General features: G+C 71.3%; 21 protein-coding genes. 7 read left to right on the top strand and 14 right to left on the bottom strand.

Translation table 11 applies throughout. From position 1 onward, the window contains the following. Window positions 1-45: 45 nt before the first annotated feature. Window positions 46-468 carry a secondary thiamine-phosphate synthase enzyme YjbQ gene (locus tag H4687_RS06545; protein WP_050398053.1) on the bottom strand — a complete coding sequence of 141 codons (423 nt, stop codon included), beginning with the start codon at window positions 466-468 and terminating at the stop codon, window positions 46-48. A 142-nt stretch (window positions 469-610) separates the two neighbouring features. On the opposite strand from H4687_RS06545, the gene H4687_RS06550 reads away from it, so the two are divergent. Then, the gene (locus H4687_RS06550) at window positions 611-1,690 is read left to right on the top strand and encodes an NAD(P)-binding domain-containing protein (protein ID WP_046912603.1); all 1,080 of its coding nucleotides are present in this window, start codon (window positions 611-613) and stop codon (window positions 1,688-1,690) included. A 25-nt stretch (window positions 1,691-1,715) separates the two neighbouring features. Here the strand turns inward: H4687_RS06550 and mltG are convergent, their stop codons facing one another. Together mltG and H4687_RS06560 are read right to left on the bottom strand one after the other, a co-directional pair. Next, the gene (gene mltG, locus H4687_RS06555) at window positions 1,716-2,600 is read right to left on the bottom strand and encodes an endolytic transglycosylase MltG (protein WP_046912602.1); all 885 of its coding nucleotides are present in this window, start codon (window positions 2,598-2,600) and stop codon (window positions 1,716-1,718) included. Between the two features lie 43 nt (window positions 2,601-2,643). Beyond that, window positions 2,644-4,554 (bottom strand): ABC transporter ATP-binding protein, encoded by a 1,911-nt coding sequence (locus tag H4687_RS06560; RefSeq protein WP_046912601.1) that lies wholly within the window; start codon window positions 4,552-4,554, stop codon window positions 2,644-2,646. Between the two features lie 135 nt (window positions 4,555-4,689). Here H4687_RS06560 and H4687_RS06565 point away from each other — a divergent pair, with 135 nt between their 5' ends. After that, window positions 4,690-5,145, top strand: a complete 456-nt coding sequence (locus H4687_RS06565) for a MarR family winged helix-turn-helix transcriptional regulator (RefSeq protein WP_005475108.1) — start codon at window positions 4,690-4,692, stop codon at window positions 5,143-5,145. A 76-nt stretch (window positions 5,146-5,221) separates the two neighbouring features. Here the strand turns inward: H4687_RS06565 and H4687_RS06570 are convergent, their stop codons facing one another. The 3 genes from H4687_RS06570 to H4687_RS06580 form a co-directional block, all read right to left on the bottom strand. After that, window positions 5,222-6,661: a cation:dicarboxylate symporter family transporter gene (locus H4687_RS06570; RefSeq protein WP_046912600.1), complete on the bottom strand. Its 1,440-nt coding sequence runs from the start codon at window positions 6,659-6,661 to the stop codon at window positions 5,222-5,224. Window positions 6,662-6,805: 144 nt separating this feature from the next. Then, window positions 6,806-8,416: a peptide-N4-asparagine amidase gene (locus H4687_RS06575; RefSeq protein WP_046912599.1), complete on the bottom strand. Its 1,611-nt coding sequence runs from the start codon at window positions 8,414-8,416 to the stop codon at window positions 6,806-6,808. Between the two features lie 107 nt (window positions 8,417-8,523). Then, the gene (locus H4687_RS06580) at window positions 8,524-9,219 is read right to left on the bottom strand and encodes a hypothetical protein (RefSeq protein WP_179860192.1); all 696 of its coding nucleotides are present in this window, start codon (window positions 9,217-9,219) and stop codon (window positions 8,524-8,526) included. Between the two features lie 358 nt (window positions 9,220-9,577). On the opposite strand from H4687_RS06580, the gene H4687_RS06585 reads away from it, so the two are divergent. The 3 genes from H4687_RS06585 (at window position 9,578) to H4687_RS06595 (ending at window position 14,040) form a co-directional block, all read left to right on the top strand. Continuing rightward, on the top strand, window positions 9,578-11,446 hold the full coding sequence (locus tag H4687_RS06585) for an ABC transporter transmembrane domain-containing protein (RefSeq protein WP_046912597.1): 1,869 nt from the start codon (window positions 9,578-9,580) through the stop codon (window positions 11,444-11,446). Beyond that, window positions 11,443-13,224, top strand: a complete 1,782-nt coding sequence (locus H4687_RS06590; RefSeq protein ID WP_046912596.1) for an ABC transporter ATP-binding protein — start codon at window positions 11,443-11,445, stop codon at window positions 13,222-13,224. Before H4687_RS06585 ends, H4687_RS06590 begins: the two co-directional genes overlap by 4 nt. A gap of 345 nt (window positions 13,225-13,569) precedes the next feature. Further along, window positions 13,570-14,040, top strand: coding sequence for a DUF5709 domain-containing protein (locus H4687_RS06595; RefSeq protein ID WP_046912595.1), 471 nt, complete (start codon window positions 13,570-13,572; stop codon window positions 14,038-14,040). Window positions 14,041-14,078: 38 nt separating this feature from the next. Here the strand turns inward: H4687_RS06595 and H4687_RS06600 are convergent, their stop codons facing one another. Beyond that, complete coding sequence (locus tag H4687_RS06600) at window positions 14,079-14,873, bottom strand: metal-dependent hydrolase (protein ID WP_046912607.1); 795 nt, start codon at window positions 14,871-14,873, stop codon at window positions 14,079-14,081. Window positions 14,874-15,039: 166 nt separating this feature from the next. Between H4687_RS06600 and H4687_RS06605 the strand changes: the two genes are divergently transcribed. Both H4687_RS06605 and H4687_RS06610 read left to right on the top strand, forming a co-directional pair. Next, window positions 15,040-17,553: a DEAD/DEAH box helicase gene (locus H4687_RS06605; RefSeq protein WP_046912594.1), complete on the top strand. Its 2,514-nt coding sequence runs from the start codon at window positions 15,040-15,042 to the stop codon at window positions 17,551-17,553. Window positions 17,554-17,572: 19 nt separating this feature from the next. Continuing rightward, window positions 17,573-18,448 carry an acyl-CoA thioesterase gene (locus H4687_RS06610; RefSeq protein WP_046912593.1) on the top strand — a complete coding sequence of 292 codons (876 nt, stop codon included), beginning with the start codon at window positions 17,573-17,575 and terminating at the stop codon, window positions 18,446-18,448. Here H4687_RS06610 and H4687_RS06615 read toward each other — a convergent pair. The 7 genes from H4687_RS06615 to H4687_RS06645 form a co-directional block, all read right to left on the bottom strand. Further along, entirely contained in the window at window positions 18,335-19,501 is a 1,167-nt protein-coding gene (locus tag H4687_RS06615) for a DUF6397 family protein (protein WP_192781656.1), read from the bottom strand. The genes H4687_RS06610 and H4687_RS06615 overlap by 114 nt on opposite strands. Before the next feature lie 129 nt (window positions 19,502-19,630). Further along, the gene (locus H4687_RS06620; protein WP_046912592.1) at window positions 19,631-20,044 is read right to left on the bottom strand and encodes a roadblock/LC7 domain-containing protein; all 414 of its coding nucleotides are present in this window, start codon (window positions 20,042-20,044) and stop codon (window positions 19,631-19,633) included. Between the two features lie 225 nt (window positions 20,045-20,269). Next, window positions 20,270-20,875 carry a GTP-binding protein gene (locus H4687_RS06625; RefSeq protein WP_046912591.1) on the bottom strand — a complete coding sequence of 202 codons (606 nt, stop codon included), beginning with the start codon at window positions 20,873-20,875 and terminating at the stop codon, window positions 20,270-20,272. A gap of 189 nt (window positions 20,876-21,064) precedes the next feature. Then, window positions 21,065-21,478 (bottom strand): DUF742 domain-containing protein, encoded by a 414-nt coding sequence (locus H4687_RS06630; RefSeq protein ID WP_046912606.1) that lies wholly within the window; start codon window positions 21,476-21,478, stop codon window positions 21,065-21,067. A 20-nt stretch (window positions 21,479-21,498) separates the two neighbouring features. Further along, complete coding sequence (locus tag H4687_RS06635) at window positions 21,499-21,933, bottom strand: roadblock/LC7 domain-containing protein (protein WP_046912590.1); 435 nt, start codon at window positions 21,931-21,933, stop codon at window positions 21,499-21,501. After that, a complete protein-coding gene (locus H4687_RS06640; RefSeq protein ID WP_046912589.1) occupies window positions 21,930-24,476 on the bottom strand; it encodes a sensor histidine kinase in 2,547 nt (848 codons plus the stop codon). The genes H4687_RS06635 and H4687_RS06640 overlap by 4 nt, the downstream gene beginning before the upstream one ends. 52 nt (window positions 24,477-24,528) lie before the next feature. Next, window positions 24,529-25,305, bottom strand: coding sequence for an MHYT domain-containing protein (locus H4687_RS06645; protein WP_046912588.1), 777 nt, complete (start codon window positions 25,303-25,305; stop codon window positions 24,529-24,531). Window positions 25,306-25,331: the final 26 nt, after the last annotated feature.

The following is a 25,331-nucleotide window of genomic DNA, read 5'->3' on the forward strand; positions in this document are numbered from 1 at the left end:
ACCGGCTCCCCAGCCGCGGCCGGGTCGCGCCGGCGCTCCGGGTGCTCAGCCCAGGAAGCTCAGACGGACCTGTCGGTCCGGATTGTCCCGGTTGGTGTCCACCAGGCACACCGACTGCCACGTCCCCAGCTCCAGCCGCCCGTCGATGACCGGCAGGGTGGCGTGGGGTGGGACGAGGGCGGGGAGGACGTGGTCGCGGCCGTGGCCGGGGGTGCCGTGGCGGTGTTGCCAGCGGTCGTCGGCGGGGAGAAGCGTGCGGAGGGCGGCGAGGAGGTCGTCGTCGCTGCCGGCGCCCGTCTCGATGACGGCGATGCCGGCCGTGGCATGCGGGACGAAGACGTTGAGCAGGCCGTCCCGTCCGGCCGCCGCCTCGCGCAGGAACGCCTCGCAGTCGCGGGTGAGGTCGACGACCCGCTCACGGGATCCGGAGGCGACGTTCAGGACTCGGGTGGTGAAGGGATCGGACATGCCTCCATCCTCGCGCACCCCCTGGACACGGCGCGGGAGTGACCCCTCGCGCGGCCCCGCCCACCCGGCGCCGGTCGCACCCTGTGCCCGATCGCACCCTGACGCAGGGAAGATCCGCACCCCCTCCCCTGTTGGTGGAAACGTGAACAACACGCACGAGGTCGAGGTAGTCGTCATAGGCGCCGGCCAGGCAGGTCTGGCGGGCGCCTATCACCTGCGCCGGACCGGCTTCGAGCCGGAGCGCGACTTCGTGGTGCTGGACCACTCGCCCGGCCCGGGCGGCGCCTGGCAGTTCCGGTGGCCGTCGTTGACGTACGGCAAGGTGCACGGGATGCACGCGCTGCCCGGCATGGAGCTGACGGGAGCCGATCCGGCGCGGCCGTCCGCCGAGGTCGTCAGCGAGTACTTCGACGCGTACGAAAACGCCTTCGACCTGCGGGTACGGCGCCCGGTGGACGTCCACGCGGTGCGGGAGGGCGAGGGCGGGCGGCTGCTGGTGGAGACCTCGGACGGTACGTGGTCGACGCGGGCGCTGATCAACGCGACGGGCACCTGGGACCGGCCGTTCTGGCCGCGCTATCCCGGTCAGGAGACCTTCCGGGGGCGGCAGTTGCACACCGCCCAGTACCCGGGGCCCGAGGAGTTCGCGGGACTGCGGGTGGTCGTGGCGGGCGGGGGCGCGTCCGGCACGCAGCACCTGCTGGAGATCGCCCCCTACGCCGCCGCGACGACCTGGGTGACGAGGCGCCCGCCCGTCTTCCGCGAGGGGCCGTTCGACGAGGGCGCCGGACGGGCGGCCGTGGCCATGGTGGAGGAGCGGGTCCGGCAGGGGCTGCCGCCGAAGAGCGTGGTGTCGGTGACGGGCCTCCCGCTCGACGACGCCGTCCGGCAGGGCCTCGCGGACGGCGTCCTGGACCGGCTGCCGATGTTCGACCGGATCACGCCCGACGGCGTGGAGTGGGACGACGGCCGCCGCGTGGACGCCGATGTCATCCTCTGGGCGACCGGCTTCCGCGCCGCCGTGGACCATCTGGCACCCCTGCGGCTGCGCGAGCCGGGCGGCGGCATCCGCGTCGACGGCACCCGCGCGATCGCCGACCCCCGCGTCCATCTGGTCGGCTACGGCCCCTCGGCGAGCACCATCGGCGCCAACCGCGCCGGCCGGGCTGCGGTACGGGACATCAGGCGGCTGCTGGCGAGCGAACCGGTCGCCGCCGTCTGACGCCCCGAGCCGACTCGACGGGATCTCAGCCGGCCGCCTGCGAGGGAGAGGACGGGACACCCGCCTCGACGGACGGCGACGGCTTCTTCCGGTTCTGGTTGAACTCGGCGACGTTGCGCAGGTGTTCCTGGTAGTCCGCCGTGAACCGGGTGTCGCCCGGCTTGACCGTGACGAAGTACAGCCAGGCGCCCGACGCCGGATTGACCGCCGCGCGCATCGCCGCCTCACCCGGGTTGGCGATCGGCGTGGGCGGCAGCCCCATGCGCCGGTACGAGTTGTACGGGCTGTCGATCTTCGTGTCGTCGACTCTGGTGTCCAGCGTCGAGCGGTTGAGCGCGTAGTTGATGGTGGAGTCCATCTGCAGCGGCATCCCGCGCTCCAGCCGGTTGAAGACGACCCGGGACACCCGGCCCATGTCCTGCTCGGTGGCCGCCTCGGCCTGGATGATGCTCGCGATCGTGACCGCCTGGTAGACGTTCATCGCGTTGCGCTGGGCCCCGGCCGTGACCTGACCGCCGTTGAACTTCTTGTTCGCGGTCTCGACCATGGACGTCAGCAGGGACTCGGGGGTCGACTTCTCCTTCAAGGGATACGTCGCCGGGAAGAGGTAGCCCTCCGGGTTGCCCTCGGCGTCGGCCGGCAGCATCAGCTCGGCCTTGTGCAGGGACTTCCTGGTCGATCCGGCGGGCAGGGCGAGGGCCTTGTCGACGGCCGCGTAGACCTGGCCGGAGCGCCAGCCCTCGGGGATCACCAGTGACGCCGGGCGTTCGGCCGCGCCGCCACCGCCCTCCACGCTCAGCAGCGGCACCGCCACGGCGGTGGCCGCCACGACGGCTCCGGTCGCGATGAGGGCGGCCTGGCCCCGACGCGTCAGTCGAATCGTGCTCCGTGGCGGAGTGTTCATCTGCATGCGGGCACGGTAACCCGCATATCACCCTAAATCCGGCATATCTTCATCTTGTCGGCTCCAGTTTCGGCACCTTCGCCGACTCGTGGGCCGGCGTCAGCCGCGCGTCGCGCCGTACGAGCGCCGCGTACCGCCCTCCCCTCTCCATCAGCTCCTCGTGCGTACCGCGCTCCACCGCCCGGCCGGAGTCGAGCACCACGATCTGGTCGGCGTCCCGGACGGTGGAGAGGCGGTGGGCGATGGTGACGGTGGTGCGGTTGGCGGAGAGCGCGTCGATGGCCTGCTGCACCGCCTGTTCGGTGCGGGTGTCGAGGGCGCTGGTCGCCTCGTCGAGGATGAGGACCGGCGGGTCGCGCAGGATGGTGCGGGCGATGGCGAGCCGCTGCTTCTCACCGCCGGAGAAGCGGTGCCCACGTTCGCCGACGACCGTGTCGTAGCCGTCGGGCAGCGCCGCGATGTGGTCGTGGATCTGGGCCGCCCGTGCCGCCGCGTGCAGTTCCTCGTCGGTGGCGTCCGGCTTGGCGAAGCGCAGGTTGTCGGCGACCGAGGCGTGGAAGAGGTACGTCTCCTGGGAGACGACCCCGATGCCACGGGCCAGCGTGTCGAAGTCGAGGTCCCGTACGTCGACCCCGTCGAGGGTGACCCGGCCGCCGGTGACGTCGTACAGCCTCGGCACCAGGCAGCCGAGCGTGGACTTGCCGGCGCCGGTCGGCCCCACCACGGCGAGACTGCCTCCGGCCGGGACGGTGAGGTCGATGCCGTCGAGGATCGGGCGCCGACGGTCCTGGTCGCCCCGCCTGCCGTCGTCGCCGTCCTCGCCGCTCTTGCCGTTCCTACCGCCGTCGCCGTTCTTGCCGTCGTAGCGGAACTCGACGCTCTCGAAGCGGACCTCGCCCTTGACCTGGTCGAGGTGGACGGGGTTCTCGGGCTCGGTGATGTCGATGGGCAGGTCGAGGTACTCGAAGATGCGCTGGAAGAGGGCGAGCGAGGCCTGGATCTGGACGCCGGTGGACAGCAGACTCACGGTCGGCCGGAACAGGTTCTGCTGGAGCGAGACGAAGGCCACGAGCGTGCCGACCGAGACGGACGGGCCGCCCAGTTGCAGTGCGATCCCGGCGGTCCAGTAGATGACGGCGGGCATCGCGGACATGACGACGGTGATGACGGCCATCCGCCACCGCCCGGCCATGTTGGACCTGACCTCCAGGTCGACGAGCCCCTCGGACTCCTCGGCGAAGGACTTGGTGAGCGAGTCGGCGCGGCCCATCGTGCGGCCGAGCAGGATGCCACTGACGGACAGGGACTCGGTGACCGTCGCGGCCATGGCGGCCATCTGGTTCTGACGCTGGGTGGTGATCTTCTTGCGCTCGTTGCCGACACGGCGGCTTATCCACACGAACAGCGGCAGCAGGAGCAGGGTGACCACGGTGAGCCGCCAGTCCAGGGCGACCATCGCGACGACGGTGGCGACCACGCTGGTGGTGTTGGAGACCAGGGAGGTGGCCGTGGAGGTGACGGTCGCCTGCATGCCGCCGATGTCGTTGGCGATGCGGGACTGGACCTCACCGGTGCGGGTGCGGGTGAAGAAGGCGAGCGACATGCGCTGCAGCCGGCCGTAGACGGCCGTGCGCAGATCATGCATGACGCGCTGGCCGACGGTCGTGGAGATCAGCGTCTGCAGGACACCGAAGATGCTGGTGAGGACCGCGCTCAGGATCATGCCCAGCGCGAGCAGGCTCAGCAGGCCGGTACGGCCCTCGGGGATCGCGGTGTCGAGTATCTCCTTGAGGAGAAAGGGCGTGGCGACCGACGCGAGCGAGGCGGCGCCGACGAGCAGACCGACGATCGCGAGCCGGCCGCGATAGGGGCGGAAGAGTTTCAGGATCCGGCGTACCTGGCGGGGCTGTTCCGACGAGTGGCCGGACGGTCCCCAGGCGGGTTCATGGTCGGGATGCATGGGCTCCTACGGGAGGTGAGACGGAGGATGGGCGCGCGTGGAGCGGAGGGCAGAGTGCGCTGCGGGACGGATTTACGGAGCCTAGCTCATTGTTACCTATACTCACAATGAACATGGTCCTGATATTGTTCCCGTATGACCACCCCCGACGCCGACGGGCCGCTCGCCGAGCAGTTGCTGCGGCTCACCCGCCGTGTGCACCGCATCCAGAAGCGCCACCTCCAGCAGAGCGGGTTGGAGATCACACCGGCACAGTCCCGGCTGCTGCGCACCCTCGCGCACTACGACACGCCCCCGCGCATGGCCGATCTGGCGGAGCGTCTGGAGGTCGTTCCCCGCGCCGTGACGACTCTGGTCGACGCGCTGGAGGAGAGCGGCCGGGTGCGCCGGGTGCCTGATCCGACCAACCGGCGGGTGATCCGGATAGAGGTCACGGACGAGGGCCGCGACGTCCTGCGGGAGCTGCACCACGCACGACGGTCGGCGGCGGAGGAGATCCTGGCGCCGCTGTCGGACGATCAGCGGGGGCTGCTCGGCGGGCTGCTCGACACGCTGATCGACGGGGCGCCGGTGGCGGAGCGGCGCTGCTGAGCCGAGGTCGCAGGAAGGGCCCGGCGCGGGATTCCGCGCCGGGCCCTTCCTGTACGGGAGTTCGCAGGACGAGCGGTCAACTCGCCTCGGGGGCCGGTTTTTTCGTCTCGATCTTGGAGAGCACGGGAACCGCCGCGGTCGCGAGGGCTTCGGCAGGCTTCGCGGGGGTTCCGGCAGGCTTCGCGCTCCCGTCGCCGGCGGACTCGTCGTCCTCCTCCACGAACTGGATCTCCCCGTCGAGCATCTTCTTCGCCCGTTCGGTGTCCAGCGCGCCCTCCCACTTCGACACCGCGAAGACGGCGACGCAGTTGCCGAGGAGGTTGGTGACGACACGCATCGAGTCCATGATGCGGTCGACACCGAGCAGCAGGGCGACGGCCCCGGCGGGGATGGCGCCGAGCGAGGACGCCGTCGCCGACAGGGCGAGGAAGGCCGAACCGGGAATGCCGGCCATCCCCTTGCTGGTGAGCATCAGGACCAGGATGACGGTGATCTGCTGACTGAGGCTGAGGTCCACACCGACGGCCTGCGCGATGAACAGCGTGCCGATGGAGAGGTAGATGGACGCGCCGTCGAGGTTGAAGGAGTACCCGGTGGGCAGCACCAGACCCACGGCGTCGTCGCGGGCGCCGGCCTGCCGCAGCTTCTGCATCATGCGCGGCATGACGCTCTCGCTGGAGGCGGTGCCCAGCGCCAGCAGCATCTCCGCCCGGGTGTAGCGGACGAACTTCCACAGGCTCAGCCCGGTCACCAGCTTCAGCGCGACGCCGAGCAGTACGAGGAAGACGAGCGCGACGGCGTAGCAGAGGATGATCAGCTTGGCGTAGGTCTTCATGACGCCGAGGCCGTACTCGCCGACCAGATGAACCATCGCGCCGAACACCGCGAGCGGGGCCAGCTTCATGACGAAGCCGACGATCGCGAAGATGACCTCCTGCGCCTGCTCGATGGCGGGCAGGATCTTGGGCACCTTGGTGTGGCCGAGGTGCAGCAGCGCCGCGCCGACGAGGCAGGCGAGCACGAGAACCTGGAGCAGCGAGTTCTCGGCGAACGCGCCGATCGCGCTCTGCGGCAGCGCGTTCAGGATGAACTCGCCGGTCGTCGGCAGTTCGCCGCCGGCGGTCTTCGCGTCGACCGCCGAGGTGTCGAGCTTCGAGGGGTCGACGTTCATGCCCGAGCCGGGGCCGACGAGGTTGGCGGCGATCAGACCGATGAGCAGCGCGGCCGTCGAGGCCACCTCGAACCAGATCAGGGCCTTGAGCCCGATCCGCCCGAAGGCCTTGAGGTTGCCGGCCTTGGCGATGCCGACGACGACCACGCAGAACACCAGGGGCGAGATGACCGTCTTGATGAGGCGGATGAAACCGTCACCGAGTGGCTGGAAGGTCGTGGCCGTGTCCGGCCACAGCCTTCCGACGACGATTCCGAGCACAAGCGCTACTCCGACTTGTGCGAACAGTGAGGTACGCAGCATGCGTGCGACGCGTCGCGGCAGGGACGGTACGGACTGCGGCACGGGCACTCCTCCGAAGGGACTTTCTGTCATGCGGAAAAGAGCTTCCGCGCCGATCACTATCGGGGAGCTGTCGCTCGTGGAGAAGACCACTGTGTTTCGCCGCTGTAAAACGTCGAACAGACGTCACATCGCACGCATTCGGCGTCAACAGCCCATCCGGTCCTCCGTCAGCACTCCCTGTACGGAGACCAGCGAACGGTCGTGGCACCCGTCCGAGCCGTGCACCCGGTAGCGCTCGCGCGTCGTCCCGACCGCGTGCCGCTGGTCACGGGGCACGTTCGCCGTGTACGTGGCGTCCCCCGTGTAGGTGTCGTCGAGCCGGGACCACGCCGTGCGCCGCCCGCCCCGCGTCTCGGTGACCGTCGCCCGGTCGCCGAGCGTGAGCACGGTCCGCAGGCGGTCGCCCGCGCCGAGCGTCGTCGTTCCGTCCATCGTGTACGACCGCTGGACGCGCGTCGTCCGGGCCGGTCCGCGCCCCTCGACGGTGGCCGTCTCGTCGTCGCTCCACCTCGCGTCGAGCGCGTCGGGGTTCTCCCCCTCGGACCAGGTGTGCGTGGAGGTGTTGGCGAGACTGCGACGGACGGTCGTCGTCACCCGGCCGTGCGAGGTGTCCACATACCCGGCGACGGTCAGCCGGTGGCGGCCCTCGGTGTCGAGGCGGTGCTCCGCGCCGGGCGTGTACGTGGACTCGGCGGCGAGACCGCCCGCCTGGGCCTTCGTCAGGGCGCCGGTGACGCGCTCGCTCCTCGCGTCCTGCCAGACAAGGACGTTGACCGGGGTGCTCCAGCCGCTCTGCCCCTCGGGCACACCGACGACGGAGACCTCGATCCGGTGCGGGCGGCCGTCGTTGAGGAGGCCCGCGAAGGGGGTGAGGTCGTAGCGCAGGGGCTGGACGTCGAAGGCACGGGGTCCGGGGACGACGTACCAGAGGAAGGGGTTGGACCAGCCGCCCGTCCATACGTTCGGGAAGGGTGCGGCGATTCCGGCCAGTTGCCCGTCCACCGTGATCTGCACCTCGCGGTACGGCCCCTCGTCCGCCTTGCAGGAGTACGGCGCCTGCGCGGGGACCGTCAGGTACCAGTACTCCTCGCAGCCGCCGCCGGACCCGGTCGCGTACACCTCGGCGACGACGCGCTCGCTGTTGCGCGGGGTGGTCAGAGTGCTGCCGTCCTGAAGGGTGAGGACGCGGTCGGGGATCGTCGCCGCCGTCCTCGCGTCGGGCCGCCCGGCGTAGAACGTCAGTGTGACCTTGACGTCGAGGACGCCGGTGTAGGTGTCGTCGACGACATTGCCGATGAGCATCTCCACGGGCCGCGTGGTGCGCAGAGTGGGGGCATAGCGCGTGACGTCCTTCTCCACGGACCACTCGATGCCGTCGGGCGAGGGCTGCGGGGTGGACGTCCGCAGCACCTCGACTCCGCCGATGTGCAGATACCCGAGGCGGTCGAACTGACGGCCCTTCACCTTGCCGTCCAGCCGCAGGACGACCTTGCTCCACCTCGTCCCGCAGTCACCGGGCGGTGTGTAGGTCCCCCGGTACGGCGTGAAGTCCTTGAACCGGGCCTCGGCAACGGTCACCTCGCACGACGTGCTGTGCGCGGGCCCGGTGACGGGCGGGGCGGCGGTGACCGGGTCGTGCCAGTCGGTACCGAACTCGGCGGGGACGTCGGCGGATCGGGCCGTCCCGACCCCTAGGAGGGTGCCCGCCACAAGGGTCACCCCGGCGAGCATGGACATGATGATCCGGCTTCTCATGGCCGGAGTTCTACGGGCAGTCGGCGCCCCGCCGCAACGCGATCTCCGGCCACAAGCGGGGTGCGCGAGTGAGCGGGGCGAGCGGGGACGCGGCGACGCCCGGGGCCTCAGGCCTTCAGCGCCGCCTTGTCCCCCATGACGATCACCGGGTGCTGGGCCGGGTCGAGGGTGCGCAGCAGGTACTCCATCCCCGACTTGGACAGACTGACGCAGGCCGAGGTGCCGCTGCCGTGGTCCATGTGCAGCCAGATGCTGCCGCCCTTCGACTGGCCCTCGGGACGCGTCGGATCGATCGGCGAGGTGCCCTTGACGCGGTTGTAGTCGATGGCGATCACATAGTCGAAGTCGTGCCAGTGCGACTTGGCCCAGTAGTGCGGTGCCTGGAACGACGCCGACCGGCTGTACGGGAGCTTGGCTCCCGGATCGGCGAGGACGCCTCCCGCGTCGCTGAGCGTGAACACACCCACGGGGCTGCGTTTGTCACCTTCCCGATGGTCGGTGGTCCACCCCTTCTTGCCATTGTGGCCCTCCCAGCTTCGCGTCTTCTTCCAGAGGGAACCGCTCTTCGTGTAGAGCACGACCGAAGCGTCGGCGTCGTCCTCGCCCTCCCCGTACACCGCCACGACCTGGCGGGACTCGGCGGGGATCTGCTTCTGCAGACGGTCGCCTACGTCCGGGACACGGGTCGGGTCCACGCTCTGCGCCTCGGCACGACCGGTCCTGTCGCCGGACTTCGTGGCGTCCGTGTCCGGCTTGCCCCCGTCGTTCGTGCCGCCCGAACCGCCGCACGCCACCAGGGACATCACCAGCGCACCACAGACCACCGCCGCGAGCGGGAGCCGACTCGCGCCCCTCGTCGCACCCTCGTTGTCAGCCCGTCCCGCATCCGCATCGCTCGTCACGCCGGTTCGTCCCCGCCTCGTACCGCCTATTCGCATGCCGTCCATCGTCGCACCGCTCACCGGACGGATGCGTCCGCCGTCCCGCGCGCCGCGCCTCGGCCGGGTGGTCCAGGCCGAAACTTTGCCCGGCCCCGGAAAACCGTTTGCTTCCGACCGCGCCGCGACGCGAACCTTTCACGGCCGGTCGTCGGATCCACGACCCCTTTCTCCCCACTTCGCCCTACCTCTCCCCCACCCTGACACGAGCCTCTGGGACGTCATGCAGATTCAAGACCTTCCGTACGCAGACCCCGGCGTGCCGGACGCACGCTCGGGTCCACGGTTCCTGTGGTGGCTCGGCCGGAATCAGCTCGGCGGACAGTTCAAGGCGCTGGCATGGGGACTGCTGCACTTCACCTCCGTGGCAGGGCTGCCGTTCTGTGTCGGCTTCGCCGTCCAGGCCGTGGTCGACCGCTCCGGCGCCCGGCTCGCCCTCGCGGGCGTGGTGCTGGTGCTGTGCGGGTTCACCATCGCGCTGGGCGACACCTTCCTGCACCGCTCCGCGGTCACCAACTGGATCACCGCCGCCGCGCGTGTCCAGCAGCTGCTGGCCCGCAAGACGGCCCAGCTCGGCTCGGCGCTGACGCGGCGGGTGGCGGCCGGCGAGATCGTCGCCGTCTCCACGGGCGACGTCGAGAGGATCGGCTGGTTCGTCGAGGGCGTCTCCCGGTTCACGGCCGCGGCCCTCACCGTGGTGCTCGTCTGTGTCGGCCTGGTCGTCTACCAGCCCGCGCTCGGCATCGTCGTCGCCGTGGGCGTCCCCGTCCTCGCTCTCTCCGTGCTGCCGTTGCTGCCCCGCGCGACCCGGAGGGCCGACTTCCAGCGCGAGAAGGCGGGTCGCGCCACCGAGCTGGCCTCCGACACCGTCGCGGGCCTGCGCGTCCTGCGCGGCATCGGCGGGGAGGACCTCTTCCTCGACCGCTACCGCCGGGCCTCCCAGGAAGTCCGCCACGCCGCCGTCCGCAGCGCCCGTATGTGGGCCCTCATCTCCGGTCTGCAGGTGCTGCTGCCGGGGCTGCTGATGATCGCGGTCGTCTGGCACGGCGTGGGTCTCGCCCGTGAGGGCCGGATCACGGTCGGCGAGCTGGTCACCGTGTACAGCGCGGTCATGCTGCTCACGTATCCGCTCCGGCACTTCGAGGAGATCGCGATGGCGTACTCCTTCTCCCGTCCGTCCGCCGAACGGGCCGCCGGGGTGCTGTCGCTGGAACGGGCCACGGACACCGAAGGGGCCCGCGAGGCCGCCGTGCCCACCGGCGACCTGTACGACCCGGCGACCGGACTGCTCGCGCCCGCCGGGTGTCTCACCGCCGTGGTGTGCGGCGACCCCGACGCGGCCGGACGCCTGGCCGAACGGCTCGGCGGCCATGCCACCGAGGAGGGCACCTCCGCGCTGCTCGGCGGCGTGCCGCTCGACGAGCTGCCCCTCGACTCCGCCCGCACCGCCGTCCTCGTCCAGGACAAGGACCCGGTGCTGCTCTCCGGCACGCTGCGTGAACTCCTCGACGTCCCCGCCTCCGGCGAGGTCACCGCCGAGGAGGCGCTGGCCGCCGCCCAGTGCGGTGACGTTCTGGAGGCTTTGATCCAGGGGTCGCTCGACACCGAGGACCCGCTGGACGCCCGGATCACCGAGCGCGGCCGGTCCCTGTCCGGCGGCCAGCGCCAGCGCCTCGCGCTGGCCCGGTCCCTCGTCACGGACCCGGGCGTCCTGGTCCTGGACGAACCGACCTCCGCCGTCGACTCGCACACCGAGGCCCGGGTCGCCGACGGCATCCGGTCGCTGCGGGCGGGCAGCACCACGGTCGTCTTCACCTCCTCGCCCCTGCTCCTGGACCTCGCCGAACGCGTCGTCCTCGTGCACGAGGGCAAGGTCACGGCGGTGGGCCCGCACCGCGACCTCCTGCACGACGAACCCCGGTACCGGGCGGTCGTCACCCGCGAAACCGACGAGGAGGCCGCCCCGGCCGACGGGTCCGGGGAGAAAACCCTGCGGGCCGCCGGGCCCGGCTTCGCGGACCGGCCGGCGGACCGCAGGACCGCCCTGAGCGACGTGTTGGACGAACTGGAAGAAATCGAGGAGACCGCATGATCGGCGTGGCGCCCCCGGCCTACGACCCGGCCGCCCCGACGACGGCGAACACCCTGCCCGTCGGCGCCCCCGCGACCGTACGCGCCTACGTGGCCGAACTGTTCCGCCGGCACCGCCGGGCCTTCGTCCTGCTCATCAGCGTCAACACGGTCGCCGTGGTCGCCTCGATGGCGGGCCCCTACCTGCTCGGCGCCCTCGTCGAACGCGTCTCGGACGGGGCCCGTGAACTCCATCTGGAGCTCACGGCGACGGTCTTCGTCGTCGCCCTCCTCGTCCAGGCCACCTTCGTACGGGAGGTGCGGCTGCGCGGCGCCGTGCTCGGCGAGCGGATGCTGGCCGACCTCCGCGAGGACTTCCTCGTCCGGTCGGTCGGACTGCCGCCGGGTGTCCTGGAACGCGCCGGCACCGGTGACCTGCTCTCCCGCATCACCACGGACATCGACCGGCTCGGCAACGCCATGCGCGAGGCCGTGCCGCAGCTGGCGATCGGCGTGGTGTGGGTGGCCCTCCTCATCGGCGGGCTCGCCGTCACCGCGCCCCCACTGGCCCTGACCGTGTTGCTCGCCCTGCCGCTGCTGGTGCTCGGCTGCCGCTGGTACTTCAAGCGGGCTCCCTCCGCCTACCGCTCGGAGTCCGCCGGGTACGCCGCCGTCGCCGCCGTGCTCGCGGAGACCGTCGACGCCGGCCGTACGGTGGAGGCCCACCGCCTCGGCACGCGCCGGATCGACCTGTCGAACCAGCGCATCGAGGAGTGGACCGCGTGGGAGCGGTACACGCTGTGGCTGCGGTCGGTGCTCTTCCCCGTCATCAATTTCACGCACACCACGGTCCTCGGCTCGGTGCTGATCGTCGGCGGGGTGTTCGTCCTGCAGGGCTGGATCGGGCTCGGCCAGCTGACCACGGGCGCGCTCATCGCCCAGATGCTCGTCGACCCGGTCAACCTGATCCTTCGCTGGTACGACGAACTGCAGGTCGCCGAGGTGTCGCTGGCCCGCCTGGTGGGCGTGCGGGACATCGAGCCCGACGGGGGCGACCCGGCCGTGGCCCCCGACGGACGCCATGTCCACGCCGACCAGGTGCGCTTCGGGTACCGCGAAGGCGTCGACGTCCTGCGCAAGGTGTCCCTGGAGGTCGCGCCGGGTACCCGGCTCGCCCTCGTCGGTCCGTCCGGCGCGGGCAAGTCGACCCTGGGCAGGCTCCTCGCCGGGATCTACGCCCCCCGCGACGGCCGTATCACCCTGGGTGGGGCCGAGCTGTCCCGTATGCCCGCCGAGGACGTCCGCTCCCATGTGGCGCTGGTCAACCAGGAGCACCACGTGTTCGTCGGCTCGCTGCGCGACAACCTGCTCCTCGCCCGCACGGGTGCGCGGGACACCGAGCTGTGGTCGGCGCTGGGCGCGGTCGACGCCGACACCTGGGCGCGGGCCCTGGAGGAGGGGCTGGACACCGAGGTCGGTTCCGGCGGGTTCGCCCTCACTCCCGCGCAGGCCCAGCAGATCGCGCTGGCCCGGCTGGTCCTCGCCGACCCGCACACGCTGGTCCTGGACGAGGCGACCTCGCTCCTCGACCCGCGTGCGGCCCGCCACCTGGAACGCTCCCTGGCCCGTGTCCTCGACGGCCGCACCGTCGTCGCCATCGCCCATCGCCTGCACACCGCCCACGACGCCGACGTCATCGCCGTCGTCGAGAACGGCCGCATCAGCGAGCTGGGCAGCCACGATCAACTGGTCGAGGCGGACGGCGCGTACGCCGCCCTGTGGAGGTCGTGGCACGGCTGACCGTCGGCAGGGCGCGAGCGTCAGGGGTGCGGTGTGCCGGGGCGGGGAGGAGTCCCCGCCCCAGCCCGTGACCCCGGGTGGTCGCAGGGCTGCGTGAGTCCCCGCATCCTGCCGCTCTGCCCAGAAGGCGAGGGGCCGGGAGGGGCGGCAGCCCGGTGGTCCGGCGGCCTCCGGCCCCCTGCCGTTGCGCGGTGCCGAACGCGAGTGGAAGGCTGGTGGTGGGCACTGATTCGGGGGACGTCCGTGAACCGCCCGGTTCACGGGGTCCGGGCCGTCGCCCAGCGGTCCGCGCGCCCACCGCCGCCGAGCGGTGGCACCGGGCCCGTCCCACCACTGGAGGTACCCGTGGACAGAGTCGGCGGCTGGGGAGACGACGTCTACCAGCCAGACGGATCCGAGATCCAGGACGACGCGGGGCTGCTGGACGCCGAGGACACCCTGCTCGCCGACGGTGTGCCCGACCCGCTCGACCGGGGCTGGTCCCCGCCGGAGCGGCCGTGGGCGGTGGAGCACACCGGTGTGACGGCGGCGGAGCGGCTGCGCGGCGAGACTCTGGAGCAGCGCCTCGCCGAGGAGCTTCCGGACATCGCCTACCCCGACGGGGACGGTATCGGCGACTCGCAGGACACCGACGGTGAGCCCCTGGACAACGAGGTGGGTGATGTGCGCTCCGGGCGTCTCGTCGCTCCCGACGAGGGCGCGCACGAGGACGAGGAGAGCGGGCTGATCGCCAGCGACGTGGGCATCGACGGGGCGGCCGCCTCCGCCGAGGAGGCGGCGATGCACGTCGTGGACGAGGACTCCCTGTCCGGCTGACCCGCTTCCCGGGAGCCCGGCCGGGGCCGGGCCGCACCTCAGATGACGTTCAGCGCCGCCGCCGCGCCCACTCCCCCGAGCACCATGAACACCGGCATCAGCACCCGCAGCTCCACCCAGCTGCCGGCCCGGAACCGCATGGCCTTCGGCGGGCCCAGCGGGTACCAGCGCTTGCGCCCGATCGGTATGGGCCACAGGACCGGGCAGCCCGACACGGTCAACGAGTCCCCGATGTCGTGCACCAGCGCGCCGAGCACGATCGGCAGCCCGAGCCACAGATACTCCTGGCCCGGCTGGGTGAACAGCCAGTCCGCCCCGTTGCCCGGCTTGTCCAGGACACCCGCGATGATCCAGGCACTGGTCGCGGCCAGCAGCCACACCAGCACATCGCTGCTCGAACCCCGCGCCGCCCGCCACAGCAGACCCTCGATGGCCAGCACCATGTGCACGAACAGGATGGCCAGCACGGCCCAGCGGCCGCCCGTGATGGCGATGCCGGAGGCGCCGGCGCCGAGCAGTACCGCCCACAGCCAGGTGTGCGTGAGCGTGCGGTGCCCGCCCGAGCGCCGCGGGTCGCCCTGCTTCTTCGTCGCCTTGTAGACGGCGTACGAGAGCTTGTCGACGATCTCGCACACCCAGCGCGACAGCGGACCGAAGGATCGCGAGATCGTGGCGGCCTTGTGATCCAGGTCCGGGGCGAGCGCGGCGCCCGCGCAGATCAGCGCACCGGTCAGAAGGACCGGCCAGGGCATGGTGTGCCCGGTGGCCGCCGCTGCCGCCCCTACGCCGAGCCAGGCCGCGGCTCCCGACAGTGAGTGTGCTGGTCCCATCATGGCCGTGCCCCGTCCCATTCCGTTCGTGCCGCTGTCCAGGCGCGTTGTGCCGCTGTCCAGTTGTCCAGGTGCGCTGACGTTCCGTCGGCGCCACAGCGTAGCGTTCGCGATCTTCGGTCCGGCATCCGATTCCCCCATCGGCCGCGCGGGCAGGCAAGATGGGGGCGTGACCCTCATCGATCAGCTGCCGCGGACCGCCGACCCCGACGCCCTCTACGAAGCCTTCGAGTCGTGGGCCCAGGAACGCGGTCTCACCCTCTACCCGCATCAGGAGGAGGCGCTCATCGAGGTGGTCTCCGGCGCGAACGTGATCGTGTCGACGCCCACCGGTTCCGGCAAGAGCATGATCGCGGCGGGTGCGCACTTCGCGGCCCTCGCCCGCGACGAGGTCACCTTCTACACGGCTCCGATCAAGGCACTCGTCTCGGAGAAGTTCTTCGAGCTGTGCAAGATCTTCGGTACCGAGAACGTCGGCATGCTCACCGGCGACGCCTCCGTGAACGCCGACGCCCCCGTCATCTGCTGCACCGCCGAGGTGCTGGCATCCATCGCCCTGCGCGACGGCAAGCACGCCGACGTGGGCCAGGTCGTGATGGACGAGTTCCACTTCTACGCGGAGGCAGATCGCGGCTGGGCCTGGCAGATCCCGATCCTGGAGCTGCCACAGGCGCAGTTCATCCTGATGTCGGCGACGCTCGGTGACGTCTCGATGTTCGAGAAGGACCTGACCCGGCGCACCGGCCGTCCCACCTCGGTGGTCCGCTCGGCGACCCGCCCGGTGCCCCTCTCCTACGAGTACGTGCTGACTCCGCTGACGGAGACGATCACGGAACTGCTCGCCACCAAACAGGCTCCCGTCTACATCGTGCACTTCACCCAGGCTCAGGCCGTGGAACGCGCACAGGCGCTGATGAGCATCAACATGTGCAGCCGGGAGGAGAAGGACCGGATCGCCGAGCTGATCGGCAACTTCCGCTTCACCACCAAGTTCGGCCGCAACCTCTCCCGTTACGTGCGGCACGGCATCGGTGTGCACCATGCCGGCATGCTGCCCAAGTACCGGCGGCTGGTGGAGAAGCTGGCCCAGGCCGGTCTGCTGAAGGTCATCTGCGGCACGGACACGCTCGGCGTCGGTGTCAACGTCCCCATTCGCACCGTACTGTTCACCGCGCTGACCAAGTACGACGGCAACCGGGTGCGGACGCTGCGGGCCCGTGAGTTCCACCAGATCGCGGGCCGCGCCGGGCGGGCCGGCTTCGACACGGCGGGTTACGTGGTGGGGCAGGCGCCCGAGCACGTCATCGAGAACGAGAAGGCGCTCGCCAAGGCCGGCGACGACCCGAAGAAGCGCCGCAAGGTCGTCCGCAAGAAGGCGCCCGAGGGCTTCGTCGGCTGGAGCGACGGCACCTTCGAGAAGCTCATCGCCTCCGACCCGGAACCGCTCACCTCCCGCTTCCGCGTCACTCACACGATGCTGCTGTCGGTGATCGCCCGGCCGGGCAACGCCTTCGACGCGATGCGCCATCTGCTGGAGGACAACCACGAACCGCGCAAGCAGCAGCTGCGGCACATCCGCCGCGCGATCGCGATCTACCGCTCGCTCCTGGACGGCGGCATCGTCGAGAAGCTCGACGAGCCGGACGCCGAGGGCCGCATCGTCCGGCTGACGGTCGATCTCCAGCAGGACTTCGCGCTCAACCAGCCGCTGTCCACCTTCGCGCTGGCCGCGTTCGAACTTCTGGACCCGGAGTCCCCGTCGTACGCCCTCGACATGGTCTCCGTCGTGGAGTCGACGCTGGACGATCCGCGGCAGATCCTCGCCGCCCAGCAGAACAAGGCGCGCGGCGAGGCCGTGGCCGCGATGAAGGCGGACGGGGTCGAGTACGAGGAGCGCATGGAGCGCCTTCAGGACGTCAGTTACCCCAAGCCGCTGGAGGAGCTGCTCTTCCACGCGTACAACGTCTACCGCAAGAGCCACCCCTGGGTGGGCGACCATCCGCTGTCGCCGAAGTCGGTGATTCGGGACATGTACGAACGTGCCATGTCCTTCACGGAGTTGACGTCCCACTACGAGCTGGCCCGCACCGAGGGCATCGTCCTGCGCTACCTCGCCGGCGCCTTCAAGGCGCTCGACCACACCGTCCCGGACGACCTCAAGTCGGACGACCTGGAGGATCTGATCGCCTGGCTCGGGGAGATGGTGCGCCAGGTCGACTCCAGCCTCCTCGACGAGTGGGAGAAGCTCGCCAACCCCGAGGAGATGACGGCCGAGGAGGCCCAGGAGAAGGCCGACCAGGTCAAGCCGGTCACCGCCAACGCGCGCGCCTTCCGTGTCCTCGTCCGCAACGCCCTGTTCCGCCGTGTCGAGCTCGCCGCTCTCGATCAGGTGGGCGAACTGGGCGAGATGGACGCCGAGTCCGGCTGGGACGCCGAGCGGTGGGGCGAGGCGATGGACAAGTACTGGGACGAGTACGAGGAGCTCGGCACGGGCCCCGACGCCCGTGGCCCCCGGCTGTTGATGATCGAGGAGGAGCCGCAGAACGGGCTGTGGCGCGTCCGGCAGACCTTCGCCGACCCGAACGGCGATCATGACTGGGGCATCAGCGCGGAGATCGACCTCGCGGCCTCCGACGCCGAGGGACGCGCCGTCGTCAAGGTCACCGCCGTCGGTCAGCTGTGAGCACAGGAGAGGCCAGTACATGACGTCCAACCCCGCCGAGCGGCTCGTCGACCTGCTCGACCTGGAGCAGATCGAGGTCAACATCTTCCGTGGGCGCAGCCCGCAGGAGTCCCTGCAACGGGTCTTCGGCGGCCAGGTCGCCGGCCAGGCGCTGGTCGCCGCCGGTCGCACCACGGAGGGCGACCGGCCGGTGCACTCGCTGCACGCGTACTTCCTTCGCCCCGGTCGGCCAGGGGTGCCGATCGTGTACCAGGTCGAGCGGGTCCGCGACGGGCGGTCGTTCACCACACGCCGGGTCACCGCCGTGCAGCAGGGCCGCACGATCTTCAATCTGACCGCCTCCTTCCACAAGCCTGAAGAGGGGAGCTTCGAGCACCAGTTGCCGCCCGCCCGGAAGGTGCCGGACCCCGAGTCGCTGCCGACGGTGTCGCAGGAGATCACCGAGCATCTGGGCGCGCTCCCCGAGCAGTTGGAACGCATGGCCCGGCGTCAGCCCTTCGACATCCGCTATGTCGACCGGCTGCGCTGGACCCCCGAGGAGGTCGAGAACGCCGAGCCGCGCAGCGCGGTGTGGATGCGGGCCGTGGGACCTCTGGGGGACGATCCGCTCGTGCACACCTGCGCGCTGACGTACGCCAGTGACATGACCCTGTTGGACGCGGTCCGTATCCCGGTCGAGCCTCTGTGGGGGCCTCGCGGCTTCGACATGGCGTCGCTGGACCACGCCATGTGGTTCCACCGGCCGTTCCGCGCCGACGAGTGGTTCCTGTACGACCAGGAGTCACCGATCGCGGTGGGCGGCCGCGGACTGGCCCGCGGCCGCATCTACGATCTGGAAGGACGTCTGCTCGTGTCGGTCGTGCAGGAGGGGCTGTTCCGCAAGCTCGGCGCCTGACCGGCGGATCAGTGGGGGTTTGCGTCGGAGCCGCCCCAGCAGGCCACGTCGCCCCTGGGGAGCCGTGCCGGCCGTCGGCTGCGAGTCGGGACGCCTCCCTCCCCTGGACGGACTCGATACCGGCCCCGCCACCGTCGGTGTTCCGCGCTGCGAGGCGACGGTGGGCGCGGGCACGTTCTGGCGGGGCCGTGGCGCGAGGCGATGGGCGCGGGCCTCGGCGAGGGCGCGCTGGAGGTCGGTACGCAGCCACGCGATCTCATCGGGATCGTCCGCCGTCATGATCCGCGCGATGAGCTGCGCGGTGGGCGACTCGGGCGAGGGCTGGTCGGCCCGTACGGGCCGGTGGCGGTCCAGATGGGCGCGTTCACAGGGGTCCTGGACGATCTCCGCGACCTGGACCGGACCGAGCAGGGCGGCCGGGGCGGCGGCGCGTCGCCAGGGGTCGTCGGACTCGCGCAGCAGGAATCCGAGATGGCGCCCTCGCCAGTTCCGGGGGCGCAGATCCAGCCCCGCTTCCAGCCGACGCCGCATGTCCTCCGGCATCCGGCCCGTCAGCCATCGGGCGTTGTTCCCGTCGGCCGCGAACTGTCGTAGTTCGGTTGCCAGATAGAGCCAGACCACGGCTCGGTAGCGGTTCAGGTAGAACTTGACCGGCGTGACCAGCCCCAGCCGCGCGAGTCGCGTGAAGCGCGAGGCGGGCACACCCAGGATCTGGGCGGCCGGACCGGTACTGACGGCGTCGATCCGTTCCCGCAGCGTCTGTGGGAAGCCCTTCTCGGCACGGAACCGGTCGATCTCCGTCCGTGCGATCCGGCGGCCTCCGCCCACGTCGTCGACGATCGTGCGCAGACATCCCAGACGGACGGCGAGGTCGAGTTCGCTTCGTTTCAGGCCCAGTTCACGGGCGGCACGACTCGGTGTGAGGGTGTGGCCGGCCGCCCGGGCCGGTGCCGTGGCGGCGCCCGGCACCACGGGCCTGCCGGACCCGGTGGTCGTGACGGGCACGGCGGTCGTGACGGGCATGGAGGATCGCGTGATCGTGTCGCCGGACATGGTGGTTCTCCCCGTGTGGTGCGGTGCTCGCGCCGGTCTCGCGCTCGCCTCGGGAAAAACCGTAGCCCGTTCGCCGAACGTCGTGGCGGGCCTGTGGATAACTCTGCCCGGATCACCGAAAAGGCCAGGTCAGCGGTCCATCGCGGCCGAGCGTTCGGGCTGGCGGGCGTCCACGCGAAGGTGTTCGCCGACACGGTTCACCAACAGCGTCATCTCGTAGCCGATCTGACCGATGTCGGCCTCCGCGGCACTGAGTACGCACAGGCAGCTGCCCGGCCCGGCGGCGGTGACCAAGAGCACCGCGTCGTCGAACTCGATCATGGTCTGCCGGACGTCACCGGCGCCGAAGTGGCGGCCCGAGCCCTTGGCGAGGCTCTGCAGTCCCGAGGTGACCGCGGCGAGGTGTTCGGAGTCCTCGCGGCGCAGGCCGGTGCTGGCCGCGGTGACGAGTCCGTCGTTGGACAGCACCAAGGCGTGCCGTATGGGTTCGACGCGCTCGGTCAGGTCGTCCAGCAGCCAACCGAGTCCCGCGTTCCGCACCATCGTCCCTACTCCCCGTTTCGTCGCTCCCCCCTGGCAAGGAGGATCCGACGATTCAGCCTTCCCCACCGCCGCCGTCGGAGCAAGGAGGACGGGGACATGGCAAGGAAGATGACCGACAAGTCATGGCGAGGCTTCCGCCCGACCAGCGACAACGGACGTCTCCCTGCCCGAAACAGCGGTGTCAAGGGACAAGAACCGGCCAGGACGGGGCGCGTTGCCGCCGGTTCAGCCCACGGAGTCGAGCAGTCGGGCGGTGTGCATCCGTCCGGCGTACTCGACGAGCCGTATCAGCACTTCCTTCCCGGAGTCACGGTCCCGGGCGTCACAGAGGACCACGGGGGTGCCCTGGTCGAGATCGAGGGCGCGCGAGACGTCGGGGGCGGCGTACGAACGGGCTCCGGAGAAACAGTTGACGGCGACGACGAACGGGATGTGGCGGTGCTCGAAGTAGTCGACGGCCGGAAAGCAGTCCTGGAGCCGCCGGGTGTCCGCGAGGACCACGGCGCCCAGCGCTCCCTGTGCCAGCTCGTCCCACAGGAACCAGAACCGGTCCTGTCCCGGTGTGCCGAACAGGTAGAGCGAGAGTCCCGATCTGATGGTGATGCGCCCGAAGTCCATGGCGACGGTGGTGGTGGTCTTCTGATCCACCCCCTCGGTGTCGTCCACCGACTGGCCCGCCTCGCTCAGGAGTTCCTCGGTGCGCAGCGGTCTGATCTCGCTGACCGCGCCGACCAGAGTCGTCTTGCCCACGCCGAATCCACCGGCGACGAGGATCTTCAGTGCCAGGGCGCCCGTGTCGCCCTCTGTCTCGTCCACGTGCTCGGAGACCATCGATCACTTCTCTCGGGAGTGTCGGCCGTGGTCGACATCGGTACGGCTGTGAGAAGTCAGCATCATGACAACTGCCGCTCCTTCATGGGGCGTTGGACCGGTTTTTCATGTCACCGACCACATTCGTGCGTGTTCGGTGACCGGTTCGGTGCACAAGTCGGTCCGGGCTGGACCTATGTGCCTGTGCGTCTACAGCGCCTTGAGCCCTTCGATCACCTCGCGCAGGATCCGCTCGTCCGGAAGCTGCGCGGGGGGAACGGGACGGCTGACGGTGACCCTGCGCAGCTCCAGGAGGTCGCCGAGGAGGACCCGCACCACACCGACGGGCAGGTCGGTGCCCGCGGCGAGTTCGGCGACCGACTGGGTCTCGGTACGGCACAGTTCGACGAGTGCGCGGTGCTCGGGGCCGAGCAGGTCGTCGTCGGCGCCGGGTGCGTCCGCGTCGAGCGTGACCAGCGCGATGAGGTCGAAACGGGCCCCGCTCGGGCCGGACTTGGTGCGGCCGCCCGTCATGGCGTAGGGGCGGACGAGCGGCCCGGCCTCGTTGTCGAACCACCGGCTGCCCGACGGCTCCTGCGAAGCGTCTGTGCTGCCCTCGGTCATGAGCACGGCCCGTTCCTTGTTCATCCGGCCGCGGGCCGGGCGCCGGCACGGGTCGGTGTGCGGAGGTGCTCTCCGACGCGTTTCACCAGCCGCGCCATCTCGTAGCCCACCAGCCCGATGTCGGCGGTGACCGAGGTGAGGACGGCGAGACAGGAACCGTCGCCGGCGGCCGCCACGAAGAGGAAGCCGTCGTCCATCTCCACCATGGTCTGGCGTACGCCACCGGCGCCGAAGTGGCGGCCCGTGCCCTTGGCGAGGCTGTGGAAGCCGGAGGCGACGGCGGCGAGGTGTTCGGCGTCCTCGCGGGTGAGGTCGCCGGAGGCGCCGACGGCGAGCCCGTCGTTGGACAGGACCACGGCGTGCCGTACCTCGTGCACGCGCAGCACCAGGTCGTCCAGCAGCCAGTCGAGTTCACCGGACCGCTCGGTGGCCCTGGTGCTCGGGTCGTGGATCATGCGGGGTCTCCTTCGCTGCTGTCACTGCCCGTCGCGGGGCTGTGGGTGACGCCCCTGCCGGGTGCTCTGCCGCCGCCTCGCGCCCAGCCGTCGCGGTAGGCCGCCATGCGGTCCCGTACGAGCTCCGGCGTGCGTGTGTCGTCCGGCAGGGAGGTCGTCGTCGGAGTGGGTTGCCCGTCGCGCTGTCGACGGAGTTGGGGTGCGAGGTGCGCCTGACGCACACGGCGCGGCAGTTCGCCGGCACTGTCCGGTTCCGGTGCGGGGCGGTGGGGCCGCAGGGCGGTGACGCCGGGCGGCGGCTCGGGCGGGCCGTCCGCACCGCCGCGAGCCGCGGCCGGCCCGGCGGAGGCGAGGGGGGCCATGAGGGCGCGCCGGTCCGCGGCCTGTTCGACGGGTTCCTGGTGCGGGGCGGCGGCCACGCGCGCGTACTCGCGTTCCGTGGGCCGCGGCCGCGCCTCGGCGGCGGCGCGAGGGGAACGTTCCGGCACGCCGTCGTGGAGCAGGGTGGTGGGGAGGAGGACCACCGCGGTGGTGCCGCCGTAGGGCGAGGTGCGCAGGTGGACCTTGATGTCGTGGCGGGCGGAGAGACGGCTCACCACGAAGAGGCCGAGGCGGTCGCTGTCGAACAGGTCCAGGGCCTCGGACTGTTCGATGCGGCGGTTGGCCTCGAGCAGGGTCTCCTTGCCCATGCCGAGGCCCCGGTCCTCGACCTCGACGGCGTATCCGTTGCCGACCGGTTCGCCGGTGATCCGCACGCGCGTGTGGGGCGGTGAGAACTGGGCGGCGTTCTCCACGAGTTCCGCCAGGAGGTGGGTGAGGTCGGCCACCGCGGCGCCGGCGATCTTCGCTTCGGGGAGCTGCCGTACCTCCACGCGCGCGTAGTCCTCGATCTCGGAGACGGCGGCGCGGACCACGTTGGTCAGCGAGACGGGCAGACGCCAGGCGCGCCCCGGAGCGGCCCCGGAGAGGATGATCAGGCTTTCAGCGTGGCGTCGCATGCGGGTGGTGAGGTGGTCGAGGCGGAAGAGGTCGCTGAGTTCGTCGGGGTCGTCGGAGCGGCGTTCCATGCTGTCGAGCAGGCTCAGTTGGCGGTGGACGAGGATCTGACTGCGACGGGCGAGGTTGACGAAGACGCCCGAGATGCCGCCGGCGAGTTCGGCGCGCTCGACGGCGGCGTGGAGGGCCGCTCGGTGGACGGTGCCGAGTGCTTCCGCGACCTGACCGGTCTCGTCCTCCGCGGGCGGTCCGGGCGGGGCCTCGGTGTCGACGTCGATCTCCTCCCCGGCGCGCAGTCTCCGCATGGCGTGGGGCAGTTTGCGGCGGGCGATCTCCAGGGCGTCGTTGCGCAGCCTGACCAGCTCGACGACCAGGCCGCGTCCGATGCGTACGGAGATGACGAGCGACGCGGCGACGGCGGCGAGGCCGAGGAGTACGGCGGCTCCCGCCGGGGTGAGCAGGGCGCGGGTGAACGGGCCGGCGGAATCGTCGGTTTCGCGTCCGGCGTCGGACTCGATGCCGCGCATGCCGTCGCGCACGCGCGCGTGGGCGGACTTCCAGGCCGCTTCGGGGGCGGCGCCGAGCGCCTGGGCTCCGGGGCGTCTCGCGGCCACCTCGTCCTCGACGGCGCGCAGGTCGGCGTAGGCGCGTGCACCGGAGAGTTCCTGCCAGGCGGCCCGTTCGGGGCCGCGCAGGTCGGCACCGGCGGCCTCGGTCAGGGTGCGGCGGGTGTCGACGGCGCCGGTGAACAGGCGCAGCCGCTCACGGTCGAGGGTTCCGGCCAGGCGGGCGCCGGCCAGGACCGTGTCCTCCTGGGCCAGTGCCTCCGCGGCGCGGGAGAACTCCAGCAGCACGCGCGCGTCGGAGCCGACTTCGGCGTCCTGGATGCCGGTGAGCGCGCCGCCCACGCCGAAGGCGGTGGCGATGGTCGTGGTGTAGCGCTCGTACGTCTCGGTCCAGCCGGTCCGGCGGTCGAGCACCGACGTGCGCAGCGCGCTCAGCCGGTCGGCGCCGGTCACGAACCCGGCGAGCCGTTCGGCGACTCCTGGCGGCAGGTCGGCGCCGTCGGCGACGGTGTGGCGGTCCCCCAGGCGCAGTGCGTCGAGCGCCCGGCCGGTGTGTCTCGCCGTGGTCCGCAGCTCGTTCTCGCCCTGCGTGGTGGGTCTGGTGGCGTAGCGCACGGCGGCCACGCGCTCGGCCTGGAGCGCCGCGACGGCGTCGGCGACGGGGCCGCGTACGGAGGCGTCGACGCGCTGCGACTGCCTGATGCGGGCGATGTCCTGGGCGGTGGTGACGGTGGCGTACGCCCACAGGGCGAGCAGGGAGACGACGGGCACCATCAGCAGGCAGACGATCTTGGCCCGGACGGTGCGGGGGCGTATGTGCCGGCGTCCCGCGCGCAGCGGCGGCCCGGTCGTCGGGGCGCCGGTCTCGTCGGGGTCGAAGCGCTCGTCGGCGGGAGGTCCGGCGTGGGCGCGGCGGCCGCGGACGGCGGGCCGGGGCGGCGGCTCGGCGCCGGCTGTCGGGGTGGTGCGGGGTGTACGCATGGCCTCCTCGATCGGAGTGGTTCGGGGGCGGGAACGGAAGGCCGGCGCGCGGCTAGTGGGCGGCGGCGTTCTCGACCGGCCGTTGGGCCGACGCGGACGCCTCCCGCTCCCCTGCCGTGGGCGACAGCGCGACGAACGCCGAGGTGAGGAAGAGGTAGGACCCGAGGCCGACGGCGAGGGGGAAGATGAACTGCATCGCCGTGGCCCCGGGCAGGACCGCCCCGGACGGAGTGACCTCCACCCGCACCGCCCACATCGCGGTGTAGTGCATGCTGCTCACCGCCGCACCCATGACCAGGGACGCGACGGTGACAGCGAGGGGCGACTCGATGTTGAGCGCCGCCCAGAGGGCGGCCGTCGCGGCGACCACGGCGATCCCGACGGAGAGCGCGACCAGTGCCGGGTCGTAGGTCACGTCGCCGTGCAGCCGGACGGCGGCCATGCCCAGGTAGTGCATGCTCGCGACGCCGAGGCCGGTGGCGAGCCCGCCCAGGAGGAGGGCCCGGCCCCGGTCGCGGCTGTGGCCGACGGCGAACACTCCGCCGCAGACCACGGTCATGGCGACGAGGAGGCTCAGGATGGTCAGCGGCACGTCGTAACGGATCTCGGTGCCGCTGACGCCGAAGCCGAGCATCGCCACGAAGTGCATGGTCCAGATACCGGTGCCGATCGCCGACGCCGCGGTGACGAGCCAGTTGCGGCGGGAGCTGCCGGTGGTGCCGAGTGCGCGGACCGTGCAGCGCAGGCCGAGCGCGGCGCCGATGGAGGCCATGACGTACGACAGCGCGGGGGTAAGCCAGCCGAAGGTGGCGTGGTCCAGGTGTCCCATGGCTCCGGGACGCTAGTGGGGGCACG

Origin of the sequence: Streptomyces stelliscabiei (assembly GCF_014873495.1) — a bacterium.
Classification (GTDB): domain Bacteria; phylum Actinomycetota; class Actinomycetes; order Streptomycetales; family Streptomycetaceae; genus Streptomyces; species Streptomyces bottropensis.